General features: G+C 60.5%; 20 protein-coding genes. 11 read left to right on the top strand and 9 right to left on the bottom strand.

The genetic code is table 11. From position 1 onward, the window contains the following. Genes ATU_RS11005 through ATU_RS10995 form a run of 3 tightly spaced genes read right to left on the bottom strand, consistent with a single transcriptional unit; the run spans nucleotide 1 to nucleotide 4,769 of the window. Nucleotides 1–2,811 carry a DUF4159 domain-containing protein gene (locus tag ATU_RS11005; RefSeq protein ID WP_010972668.1) on the bottom strand — a complete coding sequence of 937 codons (2,811 nt, stop codon included), beginning with the start codon at nucleotides 2,809–2,811 and terminating at the stop codon, nucleotides 1–3. Then, complete coding sequence (locus tag ATU_RS11000; RefSeq protein WP_010972177.1) at nucleotides 2,808–3,722, bottom strand: DUF58 domain-containing protein; 915 nt, start codon at nucleotides 3,720–3,722, stop codon at nucleotides 2,808–2,810. Before ATU_RS11000 ends, ATU_RS11005 begins: the two co-directional genes overlap by 4 nt. Before the next feature lie 36 nt (nucleotides 3,723–3,758). After that, nucleotides 3,759–4,769, bottom strand: a complete 1,011-nt coding sequence (locus ATU_RS10995; protein ID WP_010972176.1) for an AAA family ATPase — start codon at nucleotides 4,767–4,769, stop codon at nucleotides 3,759–3,761. A gap of 174 nt (nucleotides 4,770–4,943) precedes the next feature. On the opposite strand from ATU_RS10995, the gene ATU_RS10990 reads away from it, so the two are divergent. Genes ATU_RS10990 through ATU_RS10980 form a run of 3 tightly spaced genes read left to right on the top strand, consistent with a single transcriptional unit; the run spans nucleotide 4,944 to nucleotide 7,455 of the window. Beyond that, nucleotides 4,944–5,573, top strand: coding sequence for a DUF1285 domain-containing protein (locus ATU_RS10990; protein ID WP_010972175.1), 630 nt, complete (start codon nucleotides 4,944–4,946; stop codon nucleotides 5,571–5,573). Continuing rightward, a complete protein-coding gene (locus ATU_RS10985) occupies nucleotides 5,570–6,202 on the top strand; it encodes an NUDIX hydrolase (RefSeq protein WP_010972174.1) in 633 nt (210 codons plus the stop codon). The genes ATU_RS10990 and ATU_RS10985 overlap by 4 nt, the downstream gene beginning before the upstream one ends. Next, nucleotides 6,199–7,455, top strand: coding sequence for a CCA tRNA nucleotidyltransferase (locus tag ATU_RS10980; RefSeq protein WP_010972173.1), 1,257 nt, complete (start codon nucleotides 6,199–6,201; stop codon nucleotides 7,453–7,455). Before ATU_RS10985 ends, ATU_RS10980 begins: the two co-directional genes overlap by 4 nt. A gap of 26 nt (nucleotides 7,456–7,481) precedes the next feature. On the opposite strand, the gene ATU_RS10975 is transcribed toward ATU_RS10980, so the two are convergent. The 3 genes from ATU_RS10975 to hemF form a co-directional block, all read right to left on the bottom strand. Then, nucleotides 7,482–7,667, bottom strand: a complete 186-nt coding sequence (locus ATU_RS10975) for a DUF1059 domain-containing protein (RefSeq protein WP_006311202.1) — start codon at nucleotides 7,665–7,667, stop codon at nucleotides 7,482–7,484. A gap of 113 nt (nucleotides 7,668–7,780) precedes the next feature. After that, the gene (locus ATU_RS10970; protein WP_006311201.1) at nucleotides 7,781–8,047 is read right to left on the bottom strand and encodes a hypothetical protein; all 267 of its coding nucleotides are present in this window, start codon (nucleotides 8,045–8,047) and stop codon (nucleotides 7,781–7,783) included. Between the two features lie 122 nt (nucleotides 8,048–8,169). Continuing rightward, a complete protein-coding gene (hemF, locus tag ATU_RS10965) occupies nucleotides 8,170–9,081 on the bottom strand; it encodes an oxygen-dependent coproporphyrinogen oxidase (RefSeq protein ID WP_010972172.1) in 912 nt (303 codons plus the stop codon). A gap of 126 nt (nucleotides 9,082–9,207) precedes the next feature. On the opposite strand from hemF, the gene ATU_RS10960 reads away from it, so the two are divergent. After that, nucleotides 9,208–9,483 carry a hypothetical protein gene (locus ATU_RS10960; protein WP_006311198.1) on the top strand — a complete coding sequence of 92 codons (276 nt, stop codon included), beginning with the start codon at nucleotides 9,208–9,210 and terminating at the stop codon, nucleotides 9,481–9,483. A 59-nt stretch (nucleotides 9,484–9,542) separates the two neighbouring features. On the opposite strand, the gene ATU_RS10955 is transcribed toward ATU_RS10960, so the two are convergent. Then, a complete protein-coding gene (locus ATU_RS10955; protein WP_010972171.1) occupies nucleotides 9,543–11,195 on the bottom strand; it encodes a Na/Pi cotransporter family protein in 1,653 nt (550 codons plus the stop codon). A gap of 173 nt (nucleotides 11,196–11,368) precedes the next feature. Beyond that, on the bottom strand, nucleotides 11,369–11,854 hold the full coding sequence (locus tag ATU_RS10950) for a tRNA (cytidine(34)-2'-O)-methyltransferase (RefSeq protein WP_006311191.1): 486 nt from the start codon (nucleotides 11,852–11,854) through the stop codon (nucleotides 11,369–11,371). 235 nt (nucleotides 11,855–12,089) lie between these two features. Between ATU_RS10950 and ATU_RS10945 the strand changes: the two genes are divergently transcribed. The 3 genes from ATU_RS10945 to ATU_RS10935 all read left to right on the top strand — a co-directional run bounded on the left by ATU_RS10945 (nucleotide 12,090) and on the right by ATU_RS10935 (nucleotide 17,203). After that, a complete protein-coding gene (locus ATU_RS10945) occupies nucleotides 12,090–12,965 on the top strand; it encodes a phosphodiesterase (protein ID WP_010972170.1) in 876 nt (291 codons plus the stop codon). 379 nt (nucleotides 12,966–13,344) lie between these two features. Then, entirely contained in the window at nucleotides 13,345–15,195 is a 1,851-nt protein-coding gene (locus tag ATU_RS10940) for an ABC transporter ATP-binding protein (protein ID WP_010972169.1), read from the top strand. Between the two features lie 124 nt (nucleotides 15,196–15,319). After that, nucleotides 15,320–17,203: an ABC transporter ATP-binding protein gene (locus ATU_RS10935; RefSeq protein WP_010972168.1), complete on the top strand. Its 1,884-nt coding sequence runs from the start codon at nucleotides 15,320–15,322 to the stop codon at nucleotides 17,201–17,203. A 53-nt stretch (nucleotides 17,204–17,256) separates the two neighbouring features. Here ATU_RS10935 and ATU_RS10930 read toward each other — a convergent pair whose 3' ends face one another. Next, nucleotides 17,257–18,189 (bottom strand): endonuclease/exonuclease/phosphatase family protein, encoded by a 933-nt coding sequence (locus ATU_RS10930; protein ID WP_010972167.1) that lies wholly within the window; start codon nucleotides 18,187–18,189, stop codon nucleotides 17,257–17,259. Between the two features lie 309 nt (nucleotides 18,190–18,498). Here ATU_RS10930 and petA point away from each other — a divergent pair, with 309 nt between their 5' ends. The 4 genes from petA to ATU_RS10910 all read left to right on the top strand — a co-directional run bounded on the left by petA (nucleotide 18,499) and on the right by ATU_RS10910 (nucleotide 22,041). Beyond that, a complete protein-coding gene (gene petA, locus ATU_RS10925) occupies nucleotides 18,499–19,077 on the top strand; it encodes a ubiquinol-cytochrome c reductase iron-sulfur subunit (protein ID WP_010972166.1) in 579 nt (192 codons plus the stop codon). A gap of 14 nt (nucleotides 19,078–19,091) precedes the next feature. Further along, nucleotides 19,092–20,375 carry a cytochrome b gene (locus ATU_RS10920; protein ID WP_010972165.1) on the top strand — a complete coding sequence of 428 codons (1,284 nt, stop codon included), beginning with the start codon at nucleotides 19,092–19,094 and terminating at the stop codon, nucleotides 20,373–20,375. A gap of 22 nt (nucleotides 20,376–20,397) precedes the next feature. Continuing rightward, nucleotides 20,398–21,282 (top strand): cytochrome c1, encoded by an 885-nt coding sequence (locus ATU_RS10915; RefSeq protein ID WP_010972164.1) that lies wholly within the window; start codon nucleotides 20,398–20,400, stop codon nucleotides 21,280–21,282. 216 nt (nucleotides 21,283–21,498) lie between these two features. Next, nucleotides 21,499–22,041: an adenine phosphoribosyltransferase gene (locus ATU_RS10910; RefSeq protein WP_010972163.1), complete on the top strand. Its 543-nt coding sequence runs from the start codon at nucleotides 21,499–21,501 to the stop codon at nucleotides 22,039–22,041. Nucleotides 22,042–22,053: the final 12 nt, after the last annotated feature.

Raw genomic sequence — 22,053 nt, 5'->3', positions numbered from 1 at the left:
TCACTGCCCCAACCGTTCGAGAAGTGCGGGAACGTGAACCTGATCGGCCTTGTAGTTGCCGGTCAGCATATACATCATGATGTTGACGCCGGAGCGGAAGGCGTGTTCGCGCTGCATCTCATCCGGCGGCACTGTGGGCAAAACCGGCGCGCCCTGCGCGTCCACGGCCCATGCTCCGGCGAAATCATTGCCCGTTATCATGATCGGCGTCACGCCGTCGCCGGAGGAGGAGAGGCCGGAGGTGGTCTTGGCCGCGCCCTGTCGCGATTCCACCCAGAGCGGTGAACCGTTGTAACGGCCGGGGAAATTGGTGAGCAGATAGAAGGATCGCGTCAGAACGTGGTCTTCCGGCACGGGTTCCAGCGGCGGGATATCGATATTGGCGAGGATCGCCTGCAGGCGCTCGCCATTGGCGCTGGTCGCGCCGATGTCGAGCGAGGAGAACTGGTCGCGTGTATCGAACAGCACGGTGCCGCCGGCGCGCATATAGGCATCGATGCGTGAGATGGCGGCGCTCGACGGCATGGGGGCAGTTGCCGATACCGGCCAGTAGATGATCGGGTAAAACGACAATTCATCCTTGGAGATATCGAGACCGACCGGCTGGCCGGGTTCCAGCGTCGTGCGCCAGGTGAGGAATTCGCTCAACCCCTGCAAACCCTGTTCGGAAATGCGGTCCACATCGTCCTCGCCAGTGCGGACATAAGCGAGATGGGTCGTGTCCAGCCGCTCGAAAATCTGCTCGTCGCCCGGTTTGGGGTCATCGGCGCGCGCGTCTGTTGGGGACATTGCGGCGAAGGCGCCAAGCGCCAGAAGCAGGGTGGCGACCGTCGCGCTGCGGGCTTTCGGCAGGCGCGCGAAGGCGCCGTTCATGAAGAGCACGATCAGGCTGTCGGCAATCAGCATCATGAAGGCGGCGATGAAGAGGGCGGGGCGTAACGATTTCGCGGTTTCGCCGATCAGCGCTTCGTTTGTCGTGCTGACACCGGCAGCGGATGTGTCGAGTGGGCGCAGCGTCGCACCTGCGGGCAGGAGATTGAGAGCCACGAAGCCATCCTCTGTGCCATAAAGGCCGGGGGGATTGTCGAAACCGGTGCGGGGCGGCTGGCCGGCGCGCATTTCGAGCGGGCGGGCGGTGCCGATTTCCGCAGACATTGCGCCTTCTGCGGTCAACAGGCGGAAGGGGGGAAGGGCCGTAGCGGGCGCATTGGCGGAGGCGGACGCGCCGCCGGCCTTCGAGAGTTGTACGATACGGCGTAGCATATCGACGAAATGGCCTGAGATCGGCAGGTCCGACCAGCTGGCTTCGGCACTGACATGGAAGAGCACGATGCGGCCGGCCTCGACGTTGCGGGTGGTGACGAGCGGCGTGCCGTCAGCAAGGCTTGCCCAGGTGCGCTCAGCCAGATCCGGCGTCGGCTCGGCCAGAACCTGGCGTTTGACGAGAATGCCATCAGCTTTAGGCATGCCGGCGAAGGCGCCGAAAGCGGGGAAATCGGCAAGCGGCTGCGGTTCTGCCCAGGAGAGCGCGCCACCGAGTGCGCGCTCACCCTGGCGCAACGTTACCGGTACCAGCGGATCATCGGCGGGGGCTGCGGCAAGGCGCGGTCCGGCGAAGCGAATCAGCGTGCCGCCGCCGGCGAGCCAGCGTTGCAGCGGCACATAGGTTTCCTGCGGCAGGCGGCCGATATCGGCCATGACGATGACGGATGGGTTTGATTGCAGGATTTCCGGGATGGCCTGCGCCAGATCGGCCTGCCGCTGCGGAATGAGATCGACAAAAGGCTGAAGCGCGCGGCTGATATAATAAAGCGGCTGCAGCAGCGGCTGGAAATCATTGCCGGTTTCACCGGCCAGCAACGCCACGCGGCGGCGGCGGAAACCGTCATCCAGAAGATGTACCGCACCCGCCGTCGACACGCCTTCGATGGAGAGGCGGGCGAAATCGTTGCGCAGTTCGAAGGGCGCTTCCACCGTGGCCGTGGTTTCGGCCGCGCCGGGCGCGAAACTGGCGGTGCCGTTGGCGAGAATGCGGCCCTGGCTGTCCTGTGCATTGACGGTGAGGCTTGCCGCTTGCGCCGTATCGAGCCGTGAAAGCGTAACGCTCATGGCATCGGCATTGTTGGTAGCATCGGTAATGGCGGCGACGGCTTTACCGTCACCTCTGACGATGCGGAATTCGGCAGGCGAGAGGCTGGCGAGCGTCCTCATTGCGCTTTCATCCTGCGCCGTCTGAACGCCATCGGCAATATAAGCAAGCGTGCCGGGGGCCGTGCCGTTCAGCGCTTCGGTAATGGCTTCGGCCGTGCGCGCGCGGTCGGGAACCAGCGGTTTCGGCTTGGCGGCGGCAAGCTTGTCCAGCGCCACGGCTGTCGTTCCCGATACGGCATCATGTTCGGCATCGGCGGTGAAGCTGATGGAGACGGGGCGGTCGGCCCGTTCCGCATCGCCGATCAGGGCCTGGGCGGTTGCCACGCGTCTTTCCCAGTCGGGTGCGGAGGCCCAGCTATTGTCGACCACCAGCACCAGCGGGCCGGAGCCGGCAATGCTGTTGTTGCGCGGATTCACCACGGGGTCCGCCAGCGCAAAAATCACGGCGGCGGCGAGCGCGATGCGCAGCAGGGTCAGCCACCACGGGCTTTTCGACGGCGTTTCCTCGCGCTTCAGCACCGTCGCCAGAATCTTCAGCGGCGGAAAAACCTCCGCCTTGGGGCGCGGCGGGGTTAGCCGCAGCAGCCACCAGATGGCGGGCAACGCCAGTAAGCCGAAGAGGATGTAGGGGCTGGTGAAAACGAAAGGCAATGCGCTCATCGGTGCCCACCGCCCTGTGCTGGCGCGCCGGAAAGATACATGTGAACGGCGACAAGCGCCTCGGAGGCGAGATGATCGGTGCGGTGGAACACGAAGTTCCAGCCGAGACGTCTAAGCGATGAGGACAGCGCCTCACGTCTTGCGAGATAGGCGCGGGTGTAATCCTCGCGAATGGTTTCGGCGCGGCCGGACACGAGTTTTTCGCCTGTTTCGGGATCGCTGAATTCGGTGCGGCCGGAATAGGGGAAGGTTTCTTCGGCCGGATCGGCGATTTCCACCACATGGCCGCGCAGGCCCCGCCGCGCGAGCGGCGAAATCCGCTCCATCACGTTTTTCGCATCATCGAGAAAATCGCCGATCAGGACGATGTCGCTTGCTCCGCGGATCATGGAGGTGTCTGGCATGCCTGAGGTCAGCGGTGCATGCATGATGGCGGCGGCCAGCCGTTCGGCGGCATTTCTGGCCGAGACCGGTTCCATGATGCCGGGGCAGCCGATGCGCTCGCCGGAGCGCGCCAGGATTTCCGCCAGCGCCAGCATCAGCACCAGCGCCCGGCTTTCCTTGGAAACGGAGCCGAGGGTGGATTTGAACATCATCGACGGTGACATGTCGGCCCACAGCCAGATGGTGTGGGCCGCTTCCCACTCGCGGTCGCGCACATAGGTATGGTCGTCGCGGGCCGAGCGCCGCCAGTCGATGCGCGAGAGGCTTTCGCCTTCGGCATAGGGGCGGAACTGCCAGAAATTTTCGCCGATGCCGCGTTTGCGGCGGCCGTGCCAGCCGGCGGTGACGGTGTTGGCGATGCGTTTTGCCTCGACCATGCAGTCCGGCACCAGGGCGGCCCGCTGGCGCGCGCGCGCCAGAACTTCGCTACCCGGCGTCTTGTCTACGATCTGGCCGATGGATGCCACAGGCACTCCTTTCGCGAAAGGTTAGGTTCGCGTCTTTTAATTCTTCGCCTGTTCCACAAGGGCTGCGATGACATCACGCACCGACATGCCTTCGGCACGAGCCGCGAAAGTCAGCGCCATGCGGTGCTCCAGCACCGGTTCGGCCAAGGCATGGACATCGTCCAGCGACGGGGCGAGCCGGCCTTCGTAGAGCGCACGGGCGCGGGCCGTCAGCATCAGCGACTGGCCGGCGCGCGGACCCGGGCCCCAGACAACATTTTTGTCGGTGAGTTTATTGCCATGGCCGGGGCGGGCGGAGCGGACGAGCGACAGGATCGCATCCACAACCTTGTCGCTGACCGGCATCTGGCGGATGAGGGCCTGAATTTCCATCAGGCGTTCTGCGCCGATCACCGGGCGCGCTTCGCCCGAGGCGGTGCCTGTCGTGTCGAGCAGAATCTGGCGTTCGGCGGCCAGTTCGGGATAATCGACGTCCACCTGCAGCAGAAAACGGTCGAGCTGGGCTTCGGGCAGCGGATAGGTGCCTTCCTGTTCCAGCGGGTTCTGGGTGGCAAGAACGTGGAACGGCTTCGGCAGCTCATAGGTCTGGCCGGCCATGGTGATGTGGTATTCCTGCATGGCCTGCAGCAGTGCGGATTGCGTGCGCGGGCTGGCGCGGTTGATTTCGTCGGCCATCAGCAGCTGGCCGAAAATCGGGCCCTTGATGAAGCGGAAGGAGCGGCGGCCGTTTTCATCCTGATCCATCACTTCGGAGCCGAGAATATCCGAGGGCATCAGGTCCGGCGTGAACTGGATGCGGTTGGCATCGAGGCCGAGGACGGTGCCGAGCGTGGTGACGAGCTTGGTCTTGGCGAGGCCGGGAACGCCGACGAGCAGCGCATGGCCGCCGGAAAGGATGGCGAGAAGCGTGTTCTGCACCACTTTTTCCTGACCAAAGATCACCTTGGAGACTTCCGTGCGGATGGCCGCTATGTCGGAAAGCGCCTTTTCGGCCGAGGCGACGATGGCCTTTTCATCGAGGGTTTCGCCGGTATTCATCACGCCCATGTCGCTCTCCTCATACCTTCGCCGCTCTCACAGTCGCATCCCGGTTTGCTGGTAGCAGGTCGGAACGGATTTTGCGCTGCATATAGCTTATTGCTCTCTTGGCCGCTGACAAGCGCCATTCGAATGACTATGTCGTGACTTAGTATTTCCTTATCGGCAAAGCGAGACTCGAATATGGCAGCGGAGACGATAAATTCGGCTGATGATGCGGCAGGGCTTGCGGCGATGATTTCCCGTGCTGCCGAACAGACCGGTGACGCCAAGCGCGGACCGGCTCCGGTCGAGCGCTGGAATCCGCCTTTTTGCGGCGATCTCGACATGGAAATCCGGGCCGATGGCACCTGGTTCTATCTCGGCACCCCCATCGGCAGGGCACCGCTGGTGCGGCTGTTTTCCACGGTTCTGCGCAAGGATGAGGATGGGAAAACCTATCTCGTAACTCCTGTGGAAAAAGTCGGCATCCGCGTGGTGGATGCGCCGTTCGTGGCGGTGGAGATGAAGGCGACTGCGGGGGAGGAGGACGGCGAGCCTTTGCTCACCTTTCGCACCAATGTCGGCGATGTGGTGGAGGCGGGACCGGAGCATCCGCTGCGCTTCGAGATTTTCGGTGAGAACCGCGAATTGAAGCCCTATATTCTGGTGCGCGGGCGGCTGGAAGCGCTCGTCTCTCGGGCCGTGATGTATGATCTCGTGGCACTTGGCGAGGTGGTCGCCGTGGATGGGGTTGAGATGTTCGCGGTGCGCTCGGGCGGGGTGATCTTTCCAGTGATGCCGGCCAAGGAACTGGAACGGCTTTCGCAATGACAATGACGACACTCAAAGGTTTTACCGCCAGCGATTTCCGCCGCCGGGTGCTGCAGGAAGGTGAGGGCGTGGCCGAGCGGGAAAATGGCGACCATGTGCTCAATCCGGGCGTGGTGCTTTCTGGCAACGGCATCCGGCTGAAGGATGCCGCCGTGCTGATACCTGTCATCGACGATGGCAACGATGCGCGGGTGATCTTCACCCAACGCACGGCAACGCTGCGTCAGCATTCCGGTCAGATTTCCTTTCCGGGCGGCGGCATCGATGCCGAGGACCGCACGCCTGAAGAGGCGGCGTTGCGCGAGACCGAAGAGGAAATCGGCCTGTCGCGGTCTTTCGTAGAAACGGTTGGACGGCTGCCGGATTACATTTCCGGGACGGGATTTCGTATCAAACCGGTGCTGTCGGTCGTCCGCCCCGGTTTTGACCTGACGCTTAATCCCACTGAAGTTGACGAGGTTTTCGAGGTGCCGCTGTCCTTCCTGATGGACCCGGCCAATCACGGGCGCGGCAGCCGCATCTTTCAGGGGAAGGAGCGGTTTTTCTACGAAATGCCCTATGGCGAACGTTACATTTGGGGCATTACCGCGGGCATCGTACGAACGATTTACGAGAGGTTTTATACATGAATAGCCTTGCCGGGCAGGACTGGTTCGAAAAACCGGCGCTCAAGCGTATCTTCGCGCTTCTGAATGCCGATGGCGGCGAGGTGCGGATCGTCGGCGGCGCGGTGCGCAATGCGCTGATGGATTTGCCGGTTGTCGATGTCGACATGGCGACGACGGTGACCCCTAATGTGGTTGTTGAGCGGGCGAAGGCCGCGGGCATCAAGTCGGTGCCAACAGGCATCGAACACGGCACGGTGACGCTGGTGATCGATGGCGAGGGTTTCGAGGTGACGACGTTGCGCCGCGATGTCGAGACAAATGGCCGCCATGCCCAGGTGGCCTTCGGCACGGACTGGCAGACCGATGCCGAGCGGCGGGATCTCACCATCAACGCCCTTTACGCTAACGAAAAGGGTGAGATCATCGACCTTGTCGATGGTCTAGCGGATGTGGAAACCCGCACGGTGCGCTTCATCGGGGATGCGGCGATGCGGATTTCGGAAGATTATCTTCGAATCCTGCGGTTTTTTCGCTTTTTCGCCCATTATGGTTCAGGCCGCCCTGATGCCGACGGTTTGCGGGCGAGTGCGCGGGCCAAGGACAAGCTTGGAACGCTTTCGGCTGAGCGGGTGTGGAGCGAAACGAAGAAACTGATTTCTGCCCGCGACCCATCCCGCGCACTCCTGTGGATGCGGCAATCGGGTGTTCTCTCGGAAATTCTTCCCGAGACGGAAAAATGGGGCATTGATGCCATTCACGGGCTGGTGGCGACGGAGCAGGCGCTTGGTTGGGCCGCTGATCCGATGCTGCGGCTTGCCGCCATCGTTCCGCCCGACAGGGAGAGGCTCGCTGCGCTTGCAGCCCGCCTCAGGCTGTCAAAGGCCGAGGCGGCTTATCTTACGCATTGGGCTTCTGCCCCTGCCGTCGATCCGGAGATGAAAGAAACGGCATTGGACCGCCTGCTTTACCGGCAGGGTGTCGAGGCCGTGAAGACACGATTGAAACTTGCGCTTGCTTCGGCTCGCGCCGATCTCTCAGCCGGCGATACGGCCATGCACAAAGTCGCGCGCCTTTCGACGTTGCTGACGAGGGCAGAGAAGTTCCGCAAGCCGGGTTTTCCGCTGAGCGGTGCCGATGTGATGGCCGCCGGCGTCGAGGCTGGTCCGAAGGTAGGCGAGGTGCTGAAAAGCCTCGAAGAAAAGTGGATCGACGTCAATTTCTCACTCGACCGGGCAGCGCTGACCGCCCGGCTGAAGGATATGCTCGAGAATTGAAGTCGCGGCGAGGGCTGCTTTGCGGCTCAGGCCGCATTTGCCTCGTCGCGGATGCGGGATTTGATGTTTTCGATCATGTTTTCGCGGATGATGGTTTCACCGTGGGCTGAGCGCATATGATCCACGGTACGGCGCACCACCTCCGCGTCATCGTCTGCGCGGGTGTGCCAGGCACAACCGGGAACAAGCGTTCCACATTCAAAAAGTCTCATGGTCTTGCCTCCCTGTTCAAGTGAGGGACAGCATTGATGTGATGCTGTCCCTCCGACAAGAAACGAACGTTCGCCGCTTATGTTCCAGAGTGGCGTCCGCCCTGTTCAGGCCCCTATTCGGGCATTGCCCAGCACTGGAAAACAGAGGAAGTTCCAGCTGCCGGGATTTTTGTACGAGGCATTTCGTCATTATCGGCGCGCTTCACCGTCTTTCCGGCCAGCGTGCGTTTTACCTGTTCGACATAAAAGGAATGCGGCAGTTCGCGATCACCCGTAGCACGCATTTCCGCGGCCAGGCGGTCAATCAATTCGGGGGTATCGATGGATTGCGATGCTCCCTCGGGGGAAGCGGAAATAGGCATGCTGTTTGAAGTAATCATGACGATAGCTCCTCCAGTACGTCTGCGGGAGGAGACTACCACTGCCTTGATTTTTCCATAAGTCCTAATTTGCGCTATTTGCGACCAAATGGCTGATAAGCGTCAAATTTTCGTGAGGTTTTTTAAGGCCAGCGCACCACCGGCGGCAGCGATGACAGGATTGATTCGACGTTACCTCCGGTCTTCAGACCGAAGATCGTGCCGCGATCGTAAAGCAGGTTGAATTCCACGTAGCGGCCGCGGCGGATGAGCTGCTCGTCGCGGTCCTCTTCCGTCCAGTTCTGGTTGAAATTGGCGCGGACGATTTTCGGATAGACGAGGTTGAAGGCGCGGCCGACATCCTGCACGAAGGTGAAATTGGCGTCCCAGCCACCTTTCTCCTCGTCAGGGTGCAGCCAGTCGAAAAAGATGCCGCCGGTGCCACGCGGCTCGTCGCGGTGCTTCAGGAAGAAATACTCGTCGCACCAGCTCTTGTATCGCGGATAATCGGCGATCGGATGACGGTTGCAGGTAATCTCGAAGGCGCGGTGGAACAGCTGGGTATCCGGGTCCTGCTGTGTCCGCCTGCGGCCGAGCACCGGCGTCAGATCCGCACCGCCGCCGAACCAATGGCTGGTGGTGACGACCATGCGGGTGTTCATGTGCACGGCCGGCACATTGGGATTGACCGGATGGGCGATAAGCGAAAGGCCGGAGGCCCAGAAGCGCGGGTCTTCTTCCGCACCGGGTATCTGCTTGCGGAACTCGGGCGAGAATTCGCCATAGACGGTGGAGGTGTGCACGCCGACCTTTTCGAAGACGCGACCTTCCATCATCGACATCTTGCCGCCGCCGCCCTCGCCATTGTCGCGCAGCCAGTCCTTCTGCACGAAGCGACCAGGCTCCTGATCGGAAAGCGGGCCAGTGAGTTCGTCTTCTAGGGTTTCGAAGGAGGCGACGATGGTGTCGCGCAGATGCTGGAACCACGCCTGGGCAACGGCCTTCTTGTCTTCAATGTCCTCGGGCAAGCCCTTCGGCAAGATTGGCCGTTCCATGCAAAGTCTCCTTAGAAGTCGATTCCCTGTCGCGTCTAGCAGGTGCCGGCTTCATGCACAAATTCGACTCGCCAAGTTCACATGCGGACACTATCTCTATCGATGTAGGTGCCAGAGGTGAATATCATGACGAAATTTGCCGGACTGCCGCCCCTCGACGGGCTGAAGCGCAGGATCGCCAATCATCGCAGGGAACGCGAAAGCGCCGGCGGCGAACAAAAACGCGACGGCATGTTCGTGCGCCAGACCTTCTGTCTCGGCCGCGAGGAAGCCCGCGCCAAGGCGCGCGAATGGTTCGACAGCTTTCCGAAGGCGGCCTATTGGACGGAAGTGGAAAGCTGGCGGCAGCTGGAAGGCGACCGCATCGAATTCACCATGCGGCGGCTGCCCTCGGCCGATTGAGTTTTAGAGCGTTCGTGTGTTTCCGGACGGAAAACCAGGGCCGCTTTTCCTCGAAATGCTCAGGCGCGCGGTTCGGCGTAACGCAGGCGGCTTTCGATCAGCACGCCGCTTTCATCCAGAATGGGATGTGCCACCGTCACGATATGGGCGTTGATGCGCTTCAGGTCGCGCAGCATGTCTAGATGCAGCGAACTGGTCTGCATGCTTTCCGCCAGCCCGTCACGCAGCCGCTCCAGATGGCGGTTGGAGGACTGTTTTTCGAGGCGGCGTATATCCACCTTGCTTTCCATCAACCGGCGGGCAAGCTCGAAATCGCCTGTTACCAGAATGCTCTGGGCAGCACGCAGGTTCTCGATGGTCATGTCGAACAGGGTTTTCAGCTCCTCATAGCCGTCGTCGGAAAATTTGAAGCTGTTCAGCACCTTCTTGCGGATCTGCTCGCAAATGCCCTTTTCGATGATATCGCCGATATGTTCGAGATTGATCGCATAATCGATGATGGCGATCGAACGGCGCGCTTCCTCGTCGGTCAGTCCCTTGCGGCCCAGTTGCGAAAGATAGACCTTCACCTCCTGCTGGCGGCGGTCGACCTTCTTTTCGAGCAGGGCCACTTCCTGAAGCGGCGCCAGATCATTGTGCTTGAAGGCGTTTTCGGCGCGGATCAGCATCCGCTCGATGCTGTCGCCGACGCTGAGGACTTCGCGGGTGGCATTGGCAAGCGCCACGACCGGCACGTCCAGCGCCTGCTGGTCGAGGAAATTCGGGCCGTCTTCTGCTTTCGGATCGCCGGGCACCAGCTTAGCCATCAAATCGGATATCAGGCCGGAGAAGGGCCAGGCGAGTGTCGCCAGAATGAGGTTGAAGATGAGATGCGCATCAACAGGCAGTTTGGCGGGCGAAAGCGGCAATTGCTGCAAATACGTTGCGCCATAGGAGGCGAGCGGCATGGCAATCAGGCAGCCGATGGTGCGCACGACGAGATTGCCGATGGTGATGCGACGCGCCGATGCCGGACCGGAGAGCGTGGCGATGACGGGCGGAATGGCACCGCCAAGATTGGCGCCGAGAATGAGAACGATGATGAGGCCGGTAGACAAGGTGCCAGTGGCTGTCAGCGACAGGATGAGCACCACGACGGCAAGGCTGGAGGAGGAGACGAAGGCGAGCACGGCGGAAAAGATCAGCGCGACAGGCCATGCGCCATCCAGCAGGCCGATGAAGACGCCTAGCGCTGGCGAAGCGCGCATCGGTTCGGTGGCGCCGCTCAGAAGATGCAGCGACAGAAGCATCAGGCCGATGCCGATGACGGCGGTTCCGCCACCCTGTCTGGCATTGGAACTGCCTTTTTTCAGGATAATGCCGGCAAGGATCAGCAGCGGCGAGAGCCATTCGACGCCGGCCGCAACAATCCAGGCGGTAACGGCGGTGCCGACATTGGCGCCAAGCAGCACCACCTGCGCCATGCGCGGCTTGATGAGGTCCCGTTCGGCGAAGGAGGCGACGGTCAGCGCCGTCGCCGTCGAGCTTTGCAGGGCGACGGTGGCGAAGAAGCCGGAAAAGAACGAGCGCGGGCCGTTCTGGGTGCCGGTAGCGAGCACGCTTCGCAGTTTCATGCCGAAGGCACGGGTGACGCCATCCTTCACCTGGGCAAGGCCGAAGAGCAGCAGCGCAACGGCGCCGAGAAGGTTGACGATGACAATTGTGGATTGCATGCGACGTCTCCTCACACCCGCCGGCGCACGGTCCCGGCGAGAGCGATTTTTATTGTCCGGCTAATCAGTATAGGAGCGTGAATGCTCACCGTACAGGCCGGGTTGCGACAGTTTCGCGGTAAAAGCGGTCAATTTTCATATTTGCCTGAAAAATTGGCTGCAAAGATGGCAGGTCACGACCATGCCGTCTGGCGCAGGGCTTCGCCAGTGACCATCGCCGCCGACATGGCGACGTTGATCGAGCGCTGTCCGGCCACCATCGGGATGATGATTCGCTCATCCGCCTTGTCATGCACATGATCAGGCACGCCGGCACTTTCCCGGCCAAACAGCAGGATGTCATCGGCGCGATAGGTGATGTCGGTATAGGGCAGCGCGGCCCTGGTGGAGGCGAGAACGAGGCGGCGACCGGTGCTGGCCCGCCACTCCTCGAAACGATCCCAGCTGACATGGCGCGTCAAAGCCGCCGCCGCAATATAATCCATGCCCGCCCGTTTGAGATTGCGGTCGGAAATATCGAAGCCGGCAGGCTCGATGATGTCGACGCCGAGGCCAAGACAGGCGGCCAGCCGTAGGATGGTGCCGGTATTGCCGGGAATATCGGGCTGGTAGAGGGCGATCCTGATGTTGGGCCCTGTTTCAGGCAGAGTGTCGGGCATGGTTTTCTCTTCGCATTCGGGACTGTCGGACCGATTATCACGGGTGAATAGCCTGTGACAGATGCGGCTGGGAAAAGTGCCTTTTTAAGACCGTTGGTCGACGGATGTTCATTCGCATGACACATAGGCAGGCTACCCAATAACCAACCTATCGTCAGAGAAATCAAAAGGTCCGGGAGTGTCCGAGGGCGGTTTCGGATGGGATTTCTGTGCCTAGCAAAACGGGAAAAAAGCCATGTCCGACCGGGTGAATTTCGTCCATCTGACCGATCTGCATATCGGCAATCCGCAGGTGCAGGATGATGATCTTTATTCCGAGACCTCGGCCACGCTGTCAGCCACGCTCGCGCAGGTAAAGGCGCTGGTGCCGCCACCGGAATTCATCGTCGTCAGCGGTGACCTGACCAACCGGGGCGATGCCGGCAGCTATGAGGAACTCAAGCGGCTGATGGCTGAGGCGGAACTGGATGCGCCTGTGCTTTTCGCGCTCGGTAATCATGACCGTCGCGACGGGTTTTACCCTGTCATGCTCGACCGTCATGAGGGCGTGGACGAGCCGTATGACCATGCCGAGGTGATTGCCGGTATCCACATCATCGTCATGGACACCAGCGTTCCGGGCAAAGTCGGTGGCGCTTTCGAACCCGGCCAGATCGAATGGCTGGAGGAAGAACTCGAAAATCATCCTGAACTGCCGAAGCTGCTGGTGATGCACCATGCGCCGGCGCTGGATTTCGACCGTCCCGAGGCGGAATGGGAATCCCTGTCGTTTGACGATACCGAGGCTCTGGACGAGCTGTTGTTCGAACATGATGTCATCGGCATTCTGGCGGGTCATATCCATTGTGACCGTATGTCGCACTGGCAGGGCATTCCGGTGGTGGTCGGCATCGGCCAGCATTTCGCCACCGATCCGCTGTGGTTGCATGAGGGCGTGCGCATGTTGTCCGGTGCATCCTTCGCCATCGGCACGATTAGGGACACCGGCCTCACCGTCACCTTCGCGCCGCAGCCCAGCGATCGCCGGGAACTGAAGCGTCACACGCAGGCCGGCATGGCCGAGCTGATCACGGACTATGAGAGTGGTCAGGCGCAGGACGCAGCCGAATAGGACAGAGCATCACGGCAGTCGACGGGCGGAAACCTTTGCGGGTAATACGCCCCTTTGCGCTACCGGACACAATCTTGAGTTTTCGCGCGCATCGGTATCTTTCCGACTGGTCATTGCTTAATTTTTGCGCTACAAGGCCATATCTTCAACACCAGCCAAGGGAGGTTTTCATGCCAAATGACATTCGTATTCGCCTCCCGGCCCCAGTAGTGCTGCTGCTGGCCTAGGTGTTGCCCCGCGGTTCAACCGCGTTTCCCATTTCTCGATTCGTCATGTGGCTGTTACGGCCATGTCCAAAGACTTTTCCGTTCCGTCGTGAGCCATATTTGTGTCTGCTCACCATGTCACGATGGAACGATTGATTGCCGGAGCTTGGCCTATGTTTGGCTGGTTTGAAAAACGCCTCGATCCTTTTCCCTCTTCGACGCCTGATGTGCCGCCGAAGACGCTTTTGTCGTTCATCTGGCATTATGTGAAACCCGCCTGGCCGTGGCTGCTGCTGCTCGGCCTGATGTCCATGGGCATCGCCATTGCGGAAGCCATGCTCTACAAATTCCTCGGCAATATCGTCGACTGGCTTTCCACGGCCAATCGCGAGACGTTTTTTGCCGATGAAGGCTGGCATCTGATCGTCATGGCGGGGCTGGTGCTATTCCTGCTGCCGCTGATGGGCGCGATCCACACCATGACGATGCACCAGACGCTTGCCGGCAATTTCGGTATGATCGCGCGCTGGAAAATGCACCGTTTCCTGCTGCGCCACTCCATGAACTTTTTCGCCAACGAGTTTGCGGGCCGGGTTTCGACCAAGGTAATGCAGACGGCGCTGGCGATCCGCGAAGTGGCGCTGAAGGTGATCGACGTCTTCGTCTATGCGATCAGCTTTGTCGTCTCGATGCTGTTCATGGTCGCGGCGGCGGACTGGCGGTTGGTGATCCCGCTGCTGATCTGGCTCGGTATCTATATGGCGATCCTTGCCTATTTCGTGCCGAAACTCGGCCGGCTGGCGCAAGAACAGGCCGATGCACGCTCGATGATGACGGGACGGATCGTCGACAGCTACACCAATATCTCGACGATCAAGCTGTTTTCCCATGCGGGGCGTGAGGAAAGATATGCGCGTGAGGGCATGAATGTGTTCCTCGGCACGGTTCACCGCCAGATGCGCAAGATTTCCGGCTTCAACATCCTGATCGACCTCAACAATGCCGTGGTGCTGTTTTCCACGGCAACGCTTGGGCTGTATTTCTGGATGCAGGGTTCGGTGACGGCCGGTTCGGTCGCCATCGCCATCAGCCTTGCCATGCGCGTCAACGGCATGTCGCAGTGGATCATGTGGGAAGTCACGTCGCTGTTCGAAAATATCGGCACTGTCTATGACGGCATGTCGATGATGACGAAGCCTCATGATATTGTCGACGTTCCGAAAGCGCCTGAGCTTGCAGCGCCGCAGGGTGCAATCCATTATGACAACGTCCGCTTCCACTACGGCAAGAACAAGGGCGTGATCGACGGGCTGACGCTCGACATCAAGCCGGGCGAGAAGGTTGGCCTTGTCGGCCGTTCGGGTGCGGGCAAGACGACGCTGATGAACCTGCTTCTGCGCTTCTATGATCTAGAAGGCGGCAGGATCACGATTGACGGGCAGGATATTTCCAAGGTGTCGCAGGACAGCCTGCGCGAGCTGATCGGCGTCGTGACGCAGGATACCTCGCTTCTGCACCGTTCGATCCGCGACAACATCGCCTATGGCCATCCCGAGGCCACCGACGAGCAGGTGATCGCGGCGGCGAAGCGGGCAAACGCCTGGGACTTCATCGAAACGCTTGTCGACATGCATGGTCGTCAGGGTCTCGATGCCCAGGTGGGCGAACGCGGTGTCAAGCTGTCCGGTGGCCAGCGCCAGCGCATCGCGATTGCCCGCGTCTTCCTCAAGAACGCGCCGATCCTGGTGCTTGATGAGGCGACCTCGGCGCTCGATAGCGAAGTCGAGGCGGCGATCCAGGAGAACCTGTTCTCGCTGATGGAGGGCAAGACGGTGATCGCGATCGCCCACCGCCTTTCGACGCTGACCGAAATGGACCGGCTCATCATCCTCGACAAGGGCCGGATCGTGGAGGCGGGCAGCCATGCGGAACTGGCGGCGATGGGCGGCATCTATGCCGACCTGTGGCGGCGTCAGTCCGGCGGCTTCATCGCCGACCACGGGGCGGAAGTGGCTGCGGAATAAGGAAAACGAGAGGGCGGGGGAACATTCTCCGCCCTCTTTCATTTTCCTGACGTTACCGAAATATAATCTTTCCCCGAAGCCGCTGCGGCTGTTCCCGAGTGGGGAATCCGCCTATACCCGGATCATGGTCATTACCCGCATCTTCGAGTATTTCGAGAACTGGATAAAGCCCTTCGCCCGCAAGGACGATTTGCGGCCGCCTGAAAGCACATTCGCCTTCATCTGGTTTTATATCTCGCAGGCCAAGGCACCGTTTTTCGCGATGCTGGTGCTCGGCGGGCTGACGGCGGCCATCGAGGCGGCGCTGTTCTGGTTCGTCGGGCGGCTTGTCGATATTCTCTCGACGGTGAAACCGGATGAGGGCTGGGCGGGGCTGCTTGCGGCGCATGGCGGGGAACTCGTCGGCATGCTGGTGCTGATCGGCGTTGTGCGGTTTATCGTCACTATGATCACGGCACTGGTGGACCAGCAGATCATTACGCCCGGTTTCTACAATCTGGTGCGCTGGCAATCCTATATGCATGTGGCGCGGCAATCGCTGACCTTTTTCCAGAATGATTTTTCCGGCCGCATCGTCACCAAGGTCTGGTCCGGCGGGCAGGCGGCGGGCGATCTCGTCACCTCGCTGATGGAAAGTGTGTGGTTCGTCGGTATCTATTCGGTTTCAATGCTGTTCCTGATCGGCGGGCTGGACTGGCGGCTTGCGGTTCTCGTCGTCGTCTGGGTAGCGATCTTCTCGCTGCTGGCGCGGTATTTCGTGCCGCGCATCCGCCATCATTCAAAGGAGACGGCGGAAGCCGCCTCGATGCTGTCAGGCCGCATGGTGGATGCCTATAGCAATATCCAGACGCTGCGGCTGTTCGGGCGCGACGACGCCAATGATCGCTACATGCGTCAGGGCTTCGATATTTTCCAGACCTCGACGATGAAGTTTACGCGGTTCATCACCGGCGTGCGCGCCTCCATGGCGCTGCTATCGGGCGTGATGATCACCTCCATGGCGGCGCTCTGTATCGATTTGTGGCTGTCCGGCAAGATCAGCTCCGGTGCGGTGGCTTTCACGCTGGCGCTGGTACTGCGCCTCAACTTCCTGCTCGGGCGGTTGATGACGCAGTTCAACGGAATCATGCGCAATTTCGGCACGGTGCAGAATGCCGCCGAATTGATCTCGCAGCCGATCGGTCTCGTTGATGCGCCCGACGCGGCGGTGCTTGAGGTCAAGAAGCCGAGCATCCGTTTTGAGAATGTCAGCTTCCATTACGGGCGGGCGAATGGCGTCATCGACAATCTCAACCTCGAGATCAGGGCCGGTGAAAAGGTCGGCATCGTCGGCCGCTCCGGCGCCGGCAAATCCACGCTCGTCAACCTGCTCCTGCGGTTTTACGATGTCGAGAAAGGCCGTATCCTGATCGATGGGCAGGATATAGCCCGTGTCAGCCAGGAATCCCTGCGCGCCCATATCGGCATGGTTACGCAGGATACATCCCTGCTGCATCGTTCTATCAGAGACAACATCATGTTCGGCCGCACGGATGCCACAGAAGCGCAATTGATTGAGGCGACGCGTCGGGCCAAGGCGGATGATTTCATCACAAGGCTGGAGGACCAGCGCGGCCGCACGGGTTTTGACGCGCATGTGGGCGAACGTGGCGTGAAGCTCTCCGGCGGCCAGCGTCAGCGCATCGCCATTGCCCGCGTGATGCTGAAGGACGCGCCGATCCTCGTGCTCGACGAGGCGACCTCAGCGCTCGATTCGGAGGTGGAGGCGGCGATCCAGAGCAATCTGGACGAGCTGATGCAGGGCAAGACGGTGCTGGCCATCGCCCATCGCCTGTCGACGATTGCCGCTCTCGACCGGCTGATCGTGATGGATCAGGGGCTTATCGTGGAAGAAGGGAGCCACGCTGAGCTTGTCGCACAGGGGGGGCTTTATTCGGAGCTTTGGGCGCGGCAATCGGGCGGCTTTCTCGACGCGGAAGACGTGAAGCGACGGGACGAAGCGTCATAAGCGGCGGCCTTCGGCCGCCGTTTCTGCATGGCGATGCCATTGCCTGTCGCGCATTACCGGCCGATCATGAAATCCGCCATCAGTCCGAAATGATTGGAACCGAGGCTGTCCGACAGGCGTGTAGTTTTCATCAGGGTCGCCGGCTCGCGGGCGAAGATGTGGTCGATGGCGATGCCGAAGCGGCCAGCCTCTGTCGGCCATGTGGCGGGTTCGAAGGTCGCTTTCTTAAGATCGTTGGCGGCGAGGAAAGCACGCATGTCGGGGGCGATGCTCGCCGAATTGAAATCCCCACCCAGAATCAGCGGGCCGGTGACACGAAAGAGAATTTCGCTGACTTCATCGAGCTCATCGCGGTGGTAGTCGTCGAAATAGGGTTTGGTGATATGGCCGGCGGCAAGCGTCAGCTCCGTGCCGTCGAGATCGACATGCGCAATCGCAAACCGGTCTCGTCGAAGATCGCTGAGGCTATGAAAACGGCCTTCCAGCAATGGTCTTTTTGACAGGATGACCAGATCGCAGCCGGGCGTACCCTCATAGCAACCGAGCCTGTGCGGATAGGTTTGCTGCAAACGCGGCAAAACCGATTGCAATGCCGCCGCTTCGAAGAGGTACACCGCATCTGCGCCTGCTTCGAGAATTTTGTCGGCAATCGCATCCGCATTGGCGGCATTATCCATCAAGACGTTGAAGGACAGCAGGCGAAAAGGTCTTGCGCCGGGTGCGGCGGTGGCGGCTGTGGAAAATTCCATCAGCATCGCGACGGCGTGGATGGCGAGCGCAAGCGCCCAGACCAGAAGCGCGGCCGTAACGACATCACGCGTCAGCCAGAAGACGAGGCATGACAGCAGGAGGCAGACGATGGCAATGTGAAGCTGGAAGCTGGTGACGAAGGCCAAAAGCCAGAAATCCGTCACATAACGCAGGCTGGCGATGAAAAGAACGGCAGCCACTGCCGTGGATACCATGCAAGAGAGCTTCGCCGTCATCCGAATCCCTGCTTTCCAAGCTCTCCCTTGAAGTCTCCTAACATGGTGCATGAATGCACACAATGTTGCCCGCCTGCCAAGGCCGGCGAAAAAATGAGAGCCAAATCGGGCGCTTCGGGCAGAATTACGGCAGCTTTGTGTGCTTTGCTCTTGCCAAGTCGGTCAATATTTTGCGATCACACAGAGTGACGCGGTTTCTTGATGCCGCAGTTGTGTCCAGGGCGATGGGACGGAGTTTGTCCTGGATCAAATCATAGCGGGAGGACTCATGCGATTTACGGCAAAAACAGCGCAGAGGATGGTGTAGCGGTGAGCGAGCACGTAACCAATCACGACGCTTCGGGTGAACCGACCCGTCGCGATTTTCTTTATCTAGTGACGGGAATGGCGGGCGCCGTCGGTGCCGCCGCCGTTGCATGGCCCTTTATCGACCAGATGCGTCCCGATGCATCGACGCTGGCACTCGCCTCCATCGAGGTGGATGTCACGGCCGTCGAGCCGGGCATGTCGCTTACCGTGAAGTGGCGCGGCAAGCCGATTTTCATCCGCAACCGCACGGCAAAGGAAATCGACGAAGCCAATGCGGTCGCTCTCGGCGATCTTAAAGACCCGGTGGCACGCAATGCCAACATTGCCCCCGACGCGCAGGCGACGGACATTGACCGCTCCGCCGGTCAGGGCAAGGAGAACTGGATCGTCATGATCGGTTCCTGCACCCATCTCGGTTGCGTTCCGCTCGGCCAGGCCGGCGATTTCGGCGGCTGGTTCTGTCCCTGCCATGGCTCGCATTACGATACGGCGGGCCGCATACGTAAGGGTCCGGCGCCGCAGAACCTCGCCATCCCGACATTTGCATTCACATCCGATACCGTGATCAAGATCGGATAAGGGGACAGTTATTCATGAGTGGCCATTCCAGTTATCAGCCGTCCACCGGCATCGAGAGGTGGATCGATTCGCGGCTTCCCTTGCCGCGCATGATCTATGACAGCTTCGTTGCCTATCCTGTCCCGCGTAACCTGAACTATGCCTACACTTTTGGTGCGATGCTTGCCGTCATGCTGATCGTGCAGATTCTCACCGGCGTCGTGCTGGCCATGCATTATGCGGCCGAAACGACGGTCGCCTTCAATTCCGTCGAAAAGATCATGCGTGACGTCAACCATGGCTGGCTGCTGCGCTACATGCATGCCAACGGCGCGTCGTTCTTCTTCATCGCGGTTTACCTGCACATTGCCCGCGGCCTTTATTACGGCTCCTACAAGGCGCCGCGTGAAATCCTCTGGATTCTCGGCTGCGTGATCTATCTGCTGATGATGGCGACGGGCTTCATGGGCTACGTGCTTCCCTGGGGCCAGATGTCCTTCTGGGGCGCGACCGTCATCACCGGCTTCTTCACGGCTTTCCCGCTCGTGGGTGAATGGATCCAGCAGTTCCTGCTCGGTGGCTTTGCGGTGGACAATCCGACGCTCAACCGCTTCTTCGCACTTCACTACCTGCTGCCCTTCATGATTGCCGGTGTCGTCATCCTGCACATCTGGGCGCTGCATGTGACGGGCCAGACCAACCCGACCGGTGTGGAAGTGAAGAGCAAGACCGATACGGTGCCCTTCACGCCCTACGCGACGCTGAAGGATGCGCTCGGCGTTTCGGTGTTCCTCATCGCCTATGCCTGGTTCATCTTCTACATGCCGAACTTCCTCGGCCACCCTGATAACTACATCATGGCGGATCCGCTGAAGACGCCGGCCCACATCGTGCCGGAGTGGTATTATCTGCCGTTCTACGCGATGCTGCGCGCCATCACCTTCAATGTTGGGCCGATCGATTCCAAGCTCGGCGGCGTTCTCGTCATGTTCGGCGCGATCATCGTGCTGTTCTTCCTGCCCTGGCTCGATACGTCGAAGGTTCGCTCCGCCGTCTATCGCCCCTGGTACAAGATGTTCTTCTGGCTGTTCGTGGTCAACGCCATCCTGCTCGGCTGGCTGGGTTCACGCCCTGCGGAAGGACTTTATGTCGTCATGTCGCAGATCGGCACGCTCTACTATTTCGGTTTCTTCCTCGTCATCATGCCGATCCTCGGTCTGGTCGAAACGCCCCGGCGTATTCCGAATTCGATTACCGAGGCCGTTCTTGAAAAGAAGGCTGCCAAGACGGGTGCCGCGCCAGCGGCCGCCCAGGTCTGAGCGCGAAGGAAGGATGACGACAATGAAGACGCTATTCACGAGCATCGCGCTTTTCGCCGCCATTAGCTGTTCCGCCGCCGCCTTCGCGGCGGAGGAGAGCCATGATCTCGCCACCAAGGCGGAACATGCGATTGCCGGCGGTCACTTCCCGATCATCAAGCCCGAGGAGCAGAGCTGGTCCTTCGCCGGTCCCTTCGGTAAATATGACAAGGGCCAGCTGCAGCGCGGCCTGAAGGTCTATAAGGAAGTCTGCTCAGCCTGCCATTCGATGAGCCTCGTTTCCTTCCGCACGCTGGGGGATCTCGGTTATTCGGACGAGCAGGTAAAGGCCTTCGCCGCCGAATACGAGGTGCAGGATGGCCCGAATGCCGAAGGTGAAATGTATAATCGCAAGGCCGTGCCTTCCGACCATTTCCCTTCACCATTCCCGAACCACGAAGCGGCGGCTGCCGCCAATGGTGGCGCTGCACCGCCTGACATGTCGCTGCTTGCCAAGGCGCGCGGCGTAGAGCGTGGGTTCCCGCAATTCATCATCGACATGATCCCGATCGTCGGCGGTTATCAGGAAGGCGGCCCGGATTATATCCATGCGCTGCTGACCGGCTATCAGGAACCGCCGGCCGGTGTTGAGATATCGGAAGGTACGCATTTCAACCCGTACTTCGTCAGCGCTGCGGCACTGAAGATGGCGCCGCCGATCAGCGCCGATCAGGTGACCTATGACGATGGTGCACCGCAGACGGTTGATCAATATTCCAAGGACGTCGCTGCCTTCCTGATGTGGGCTGCGGAACCGCATCTGGAAGCGCGCAAGCGCACCGGCTTCATGGTCATGGTCTTCCTGTTCATCTTCACGGCACTGATCTATCTCACCAAGAAATCGGTTTACGCCAACAAGGAACATTGAGCGTCATCTCGATGCCTGCGATCATCAGCCTCCGCGGTCGTCCGCGGAGGCTTTTTCATGAGCGTTCCTTCGAGGCTATCCGCCCGGTCTGGGCGCGGATCGAGGGAATGTCGCCGGTGGAATGAGTGCCGTTGCCTTTTTAGTTGGTCCACAGCCGTCAAATTGATAGGGTGGCCCGAACTTCCTGATCCATTTCCCATTTTAACTGGAAATACCATGACCGTTATCGCTTCGGAGCTTTCCGCTGCCATCCGTTCCATTCCCGACTATCCGAAGCCGGGCATCATCTTCCGGGACATCACGACGCTGCTCGGCAACCCGCGCGCATTTCGCCGCGCCGTCGATGAACTCGTGCAGCCCTATGCGGGAACGAAGATCGACAAGATCGCCGGCATGGAAGCGCGCGGCTTCATTCTGGGCGGGGCGGTGGCGCATCAGCTTTCGGCCGGTTTCGTGCCGATCCGCAAGAAGGGCAAGCTGCCGCACACCACCGTGCGGGTCGCCTACAGCCTGGAATATGGTGTCGACGAAATGGAGATGCATGTGGATGCCGTACAGCCGGGCGAGAAGGTCATTCTTGTCGACGACCTGATCGCCACCGGCGGCACCGCCGAAGGTGCCGTGAAGCTCTTGCGACAGATGGGTGCGGAAATCGTATCCGCCTGCTTCGTCATCGACCTGCCTGATCTCGGCGGCCGCAAGAAGCTGGAAGATCTTGGCGTCGACGTGCGCACGCTGGTAGAATTTTCTGGCCATTGAGGCGGTAACCGG

It is taken from the genome of Agrobacterium fabrum str. C58 (assembly GCF_000092025.1).
Taxonomy (GTDB): Bacteria; Pseudomonadota; Alphaproteobacteria; order Rhizobiales; family Rhizobiaceae; genus Agrobacterium; species Agrobacterium fabrum.
This window is presented reverse-complemented; position numbering and strand designations above follow the sequence as displayed.

Bases quoted from the DNA above. Each gene is read 5' to 3' on its own strand.
- ATU_RS10910 (WP_010972163.1), top strand. From the start codon at position 21,499: ATGACCGTTATCGCTTCGGAGCTTTCCGCTGCCATCCGTTCCATTCCC.
- ATU_RS10920 (WP_010972165.1), top strand. From the start codon at position 19,092: ATGAGTGGCCATTCCAGTTATCAGCCGTCCACCGGCATCGAGAGGTGG.
- ATU_RS10975 (WP_006311202.1), bottom strand. From the start codon at position 7,667: ATGAGACTTTTTGAATGTGGAACGCTTGTTCCCGGTTGTGCCTGGCAC.
- ATU_RS10915 (WP_010972164.1), top strand. From the start codon at position 20,398: ATGAAGACGCTATTCACGAGCATCGCGCTTTTCGCCGCCATTAGCTGT.
- ATU_RS10985 (WP_010972174.1), top strand. From the start codon at position 5,570: ATGACAATGACGACACTCAAAGGTTTTACCGCCAGCGATTTCCGCCGC.
- ATU_RS10990 (WP_010972175.1), top strand. From the start codon at position 4,944: ATGGCAGCGGAGACGATAAATTCGGCTGATGATGCGGCAGGGCTTGCG.
- ATU_RS10930 (WP_010972167.1), bottom strand. From the start codon at position 18,189: ATGACGGCGAAGCTCTCTTGCATGGTATCCACGGCAGTGGCTGCCGTT.
- hemF (WP_010972172.1), bottom strand. From the start codon at position 9,081: ATGGAACGGCCAATCTTGCCGAAGGGCTTGCCCGAGGACATTGAAGAC.
- ATU_RS11005 (WP_010972668.1), bottom strand. From the start codon at position 2,811: ATGAGCGCATTGCCTTTCGTTTTCACCAGCCCCTACATCCTCTTCGGC.
- ATU_RS10980 (WP_010972173.1), top strand. From the start codon at position 6,199: ATGAATAGCCTTGCCGGGCAGGACTGGTTCGAAAAACCGGCGCTCAAG.
- ATU_RS10995 (WP_010972176.1), bottom strand. From the start codon at position 4,769: ATGGGCGTGATGAATACCGGCGAAACCCTCGATGAAAAGGCCATCGTC.
- ATU_RS10955 (WP_010972171.1), bottom strand. From the start codon at position 11,195: ATGCAATCCACAATTGTCATCGTCAACCTTCTCGGCGCCGTTGCGCTG.
- ATU_RS10970 (WP_006311201.1), bottom strand. From the start codon at position 8,047: ATGATTACTTCAAACAGCATGCCTATTTCCGCTTCCCCCGAGGGAGCA.
- ATU_RS10960 (WP_006311198.1), top strand. From the start codon at position 9,208: ATGACGAAATTTGCCGGACTGCCGCCCCTCGACGGGCTGAAGCGCAGG.
- ATU_RS10940 (WP_010972169.1), top strand. From the start codon at position 13,345: ATGTTTGGCTGGTTTGAAAAACGCCTCGATCCTTTTCCCTCTTCGACG.
- ATU_RS10935 (WP_010972168.1), top strand. From the start codon at position 15,320: ATGGTCATTACCCGCATCTTCGAGTATTTCGAGAACTGGATAAAGCCC.
- ATU_RS10945 (WP_010972170.1), top strand. From the start codon at position 12,090: ATGTCCGACCGGGTGAATTTCGTCCATCTGACCGATCTGCATATCGGC.
- ATU_RS10950 (WP_006311191.1), bottom strand. From the start codon at position 11,854: ATGCCCGACACTCTGCCTGAAACAGGGCCCAACATCAGGATCGCCCTC.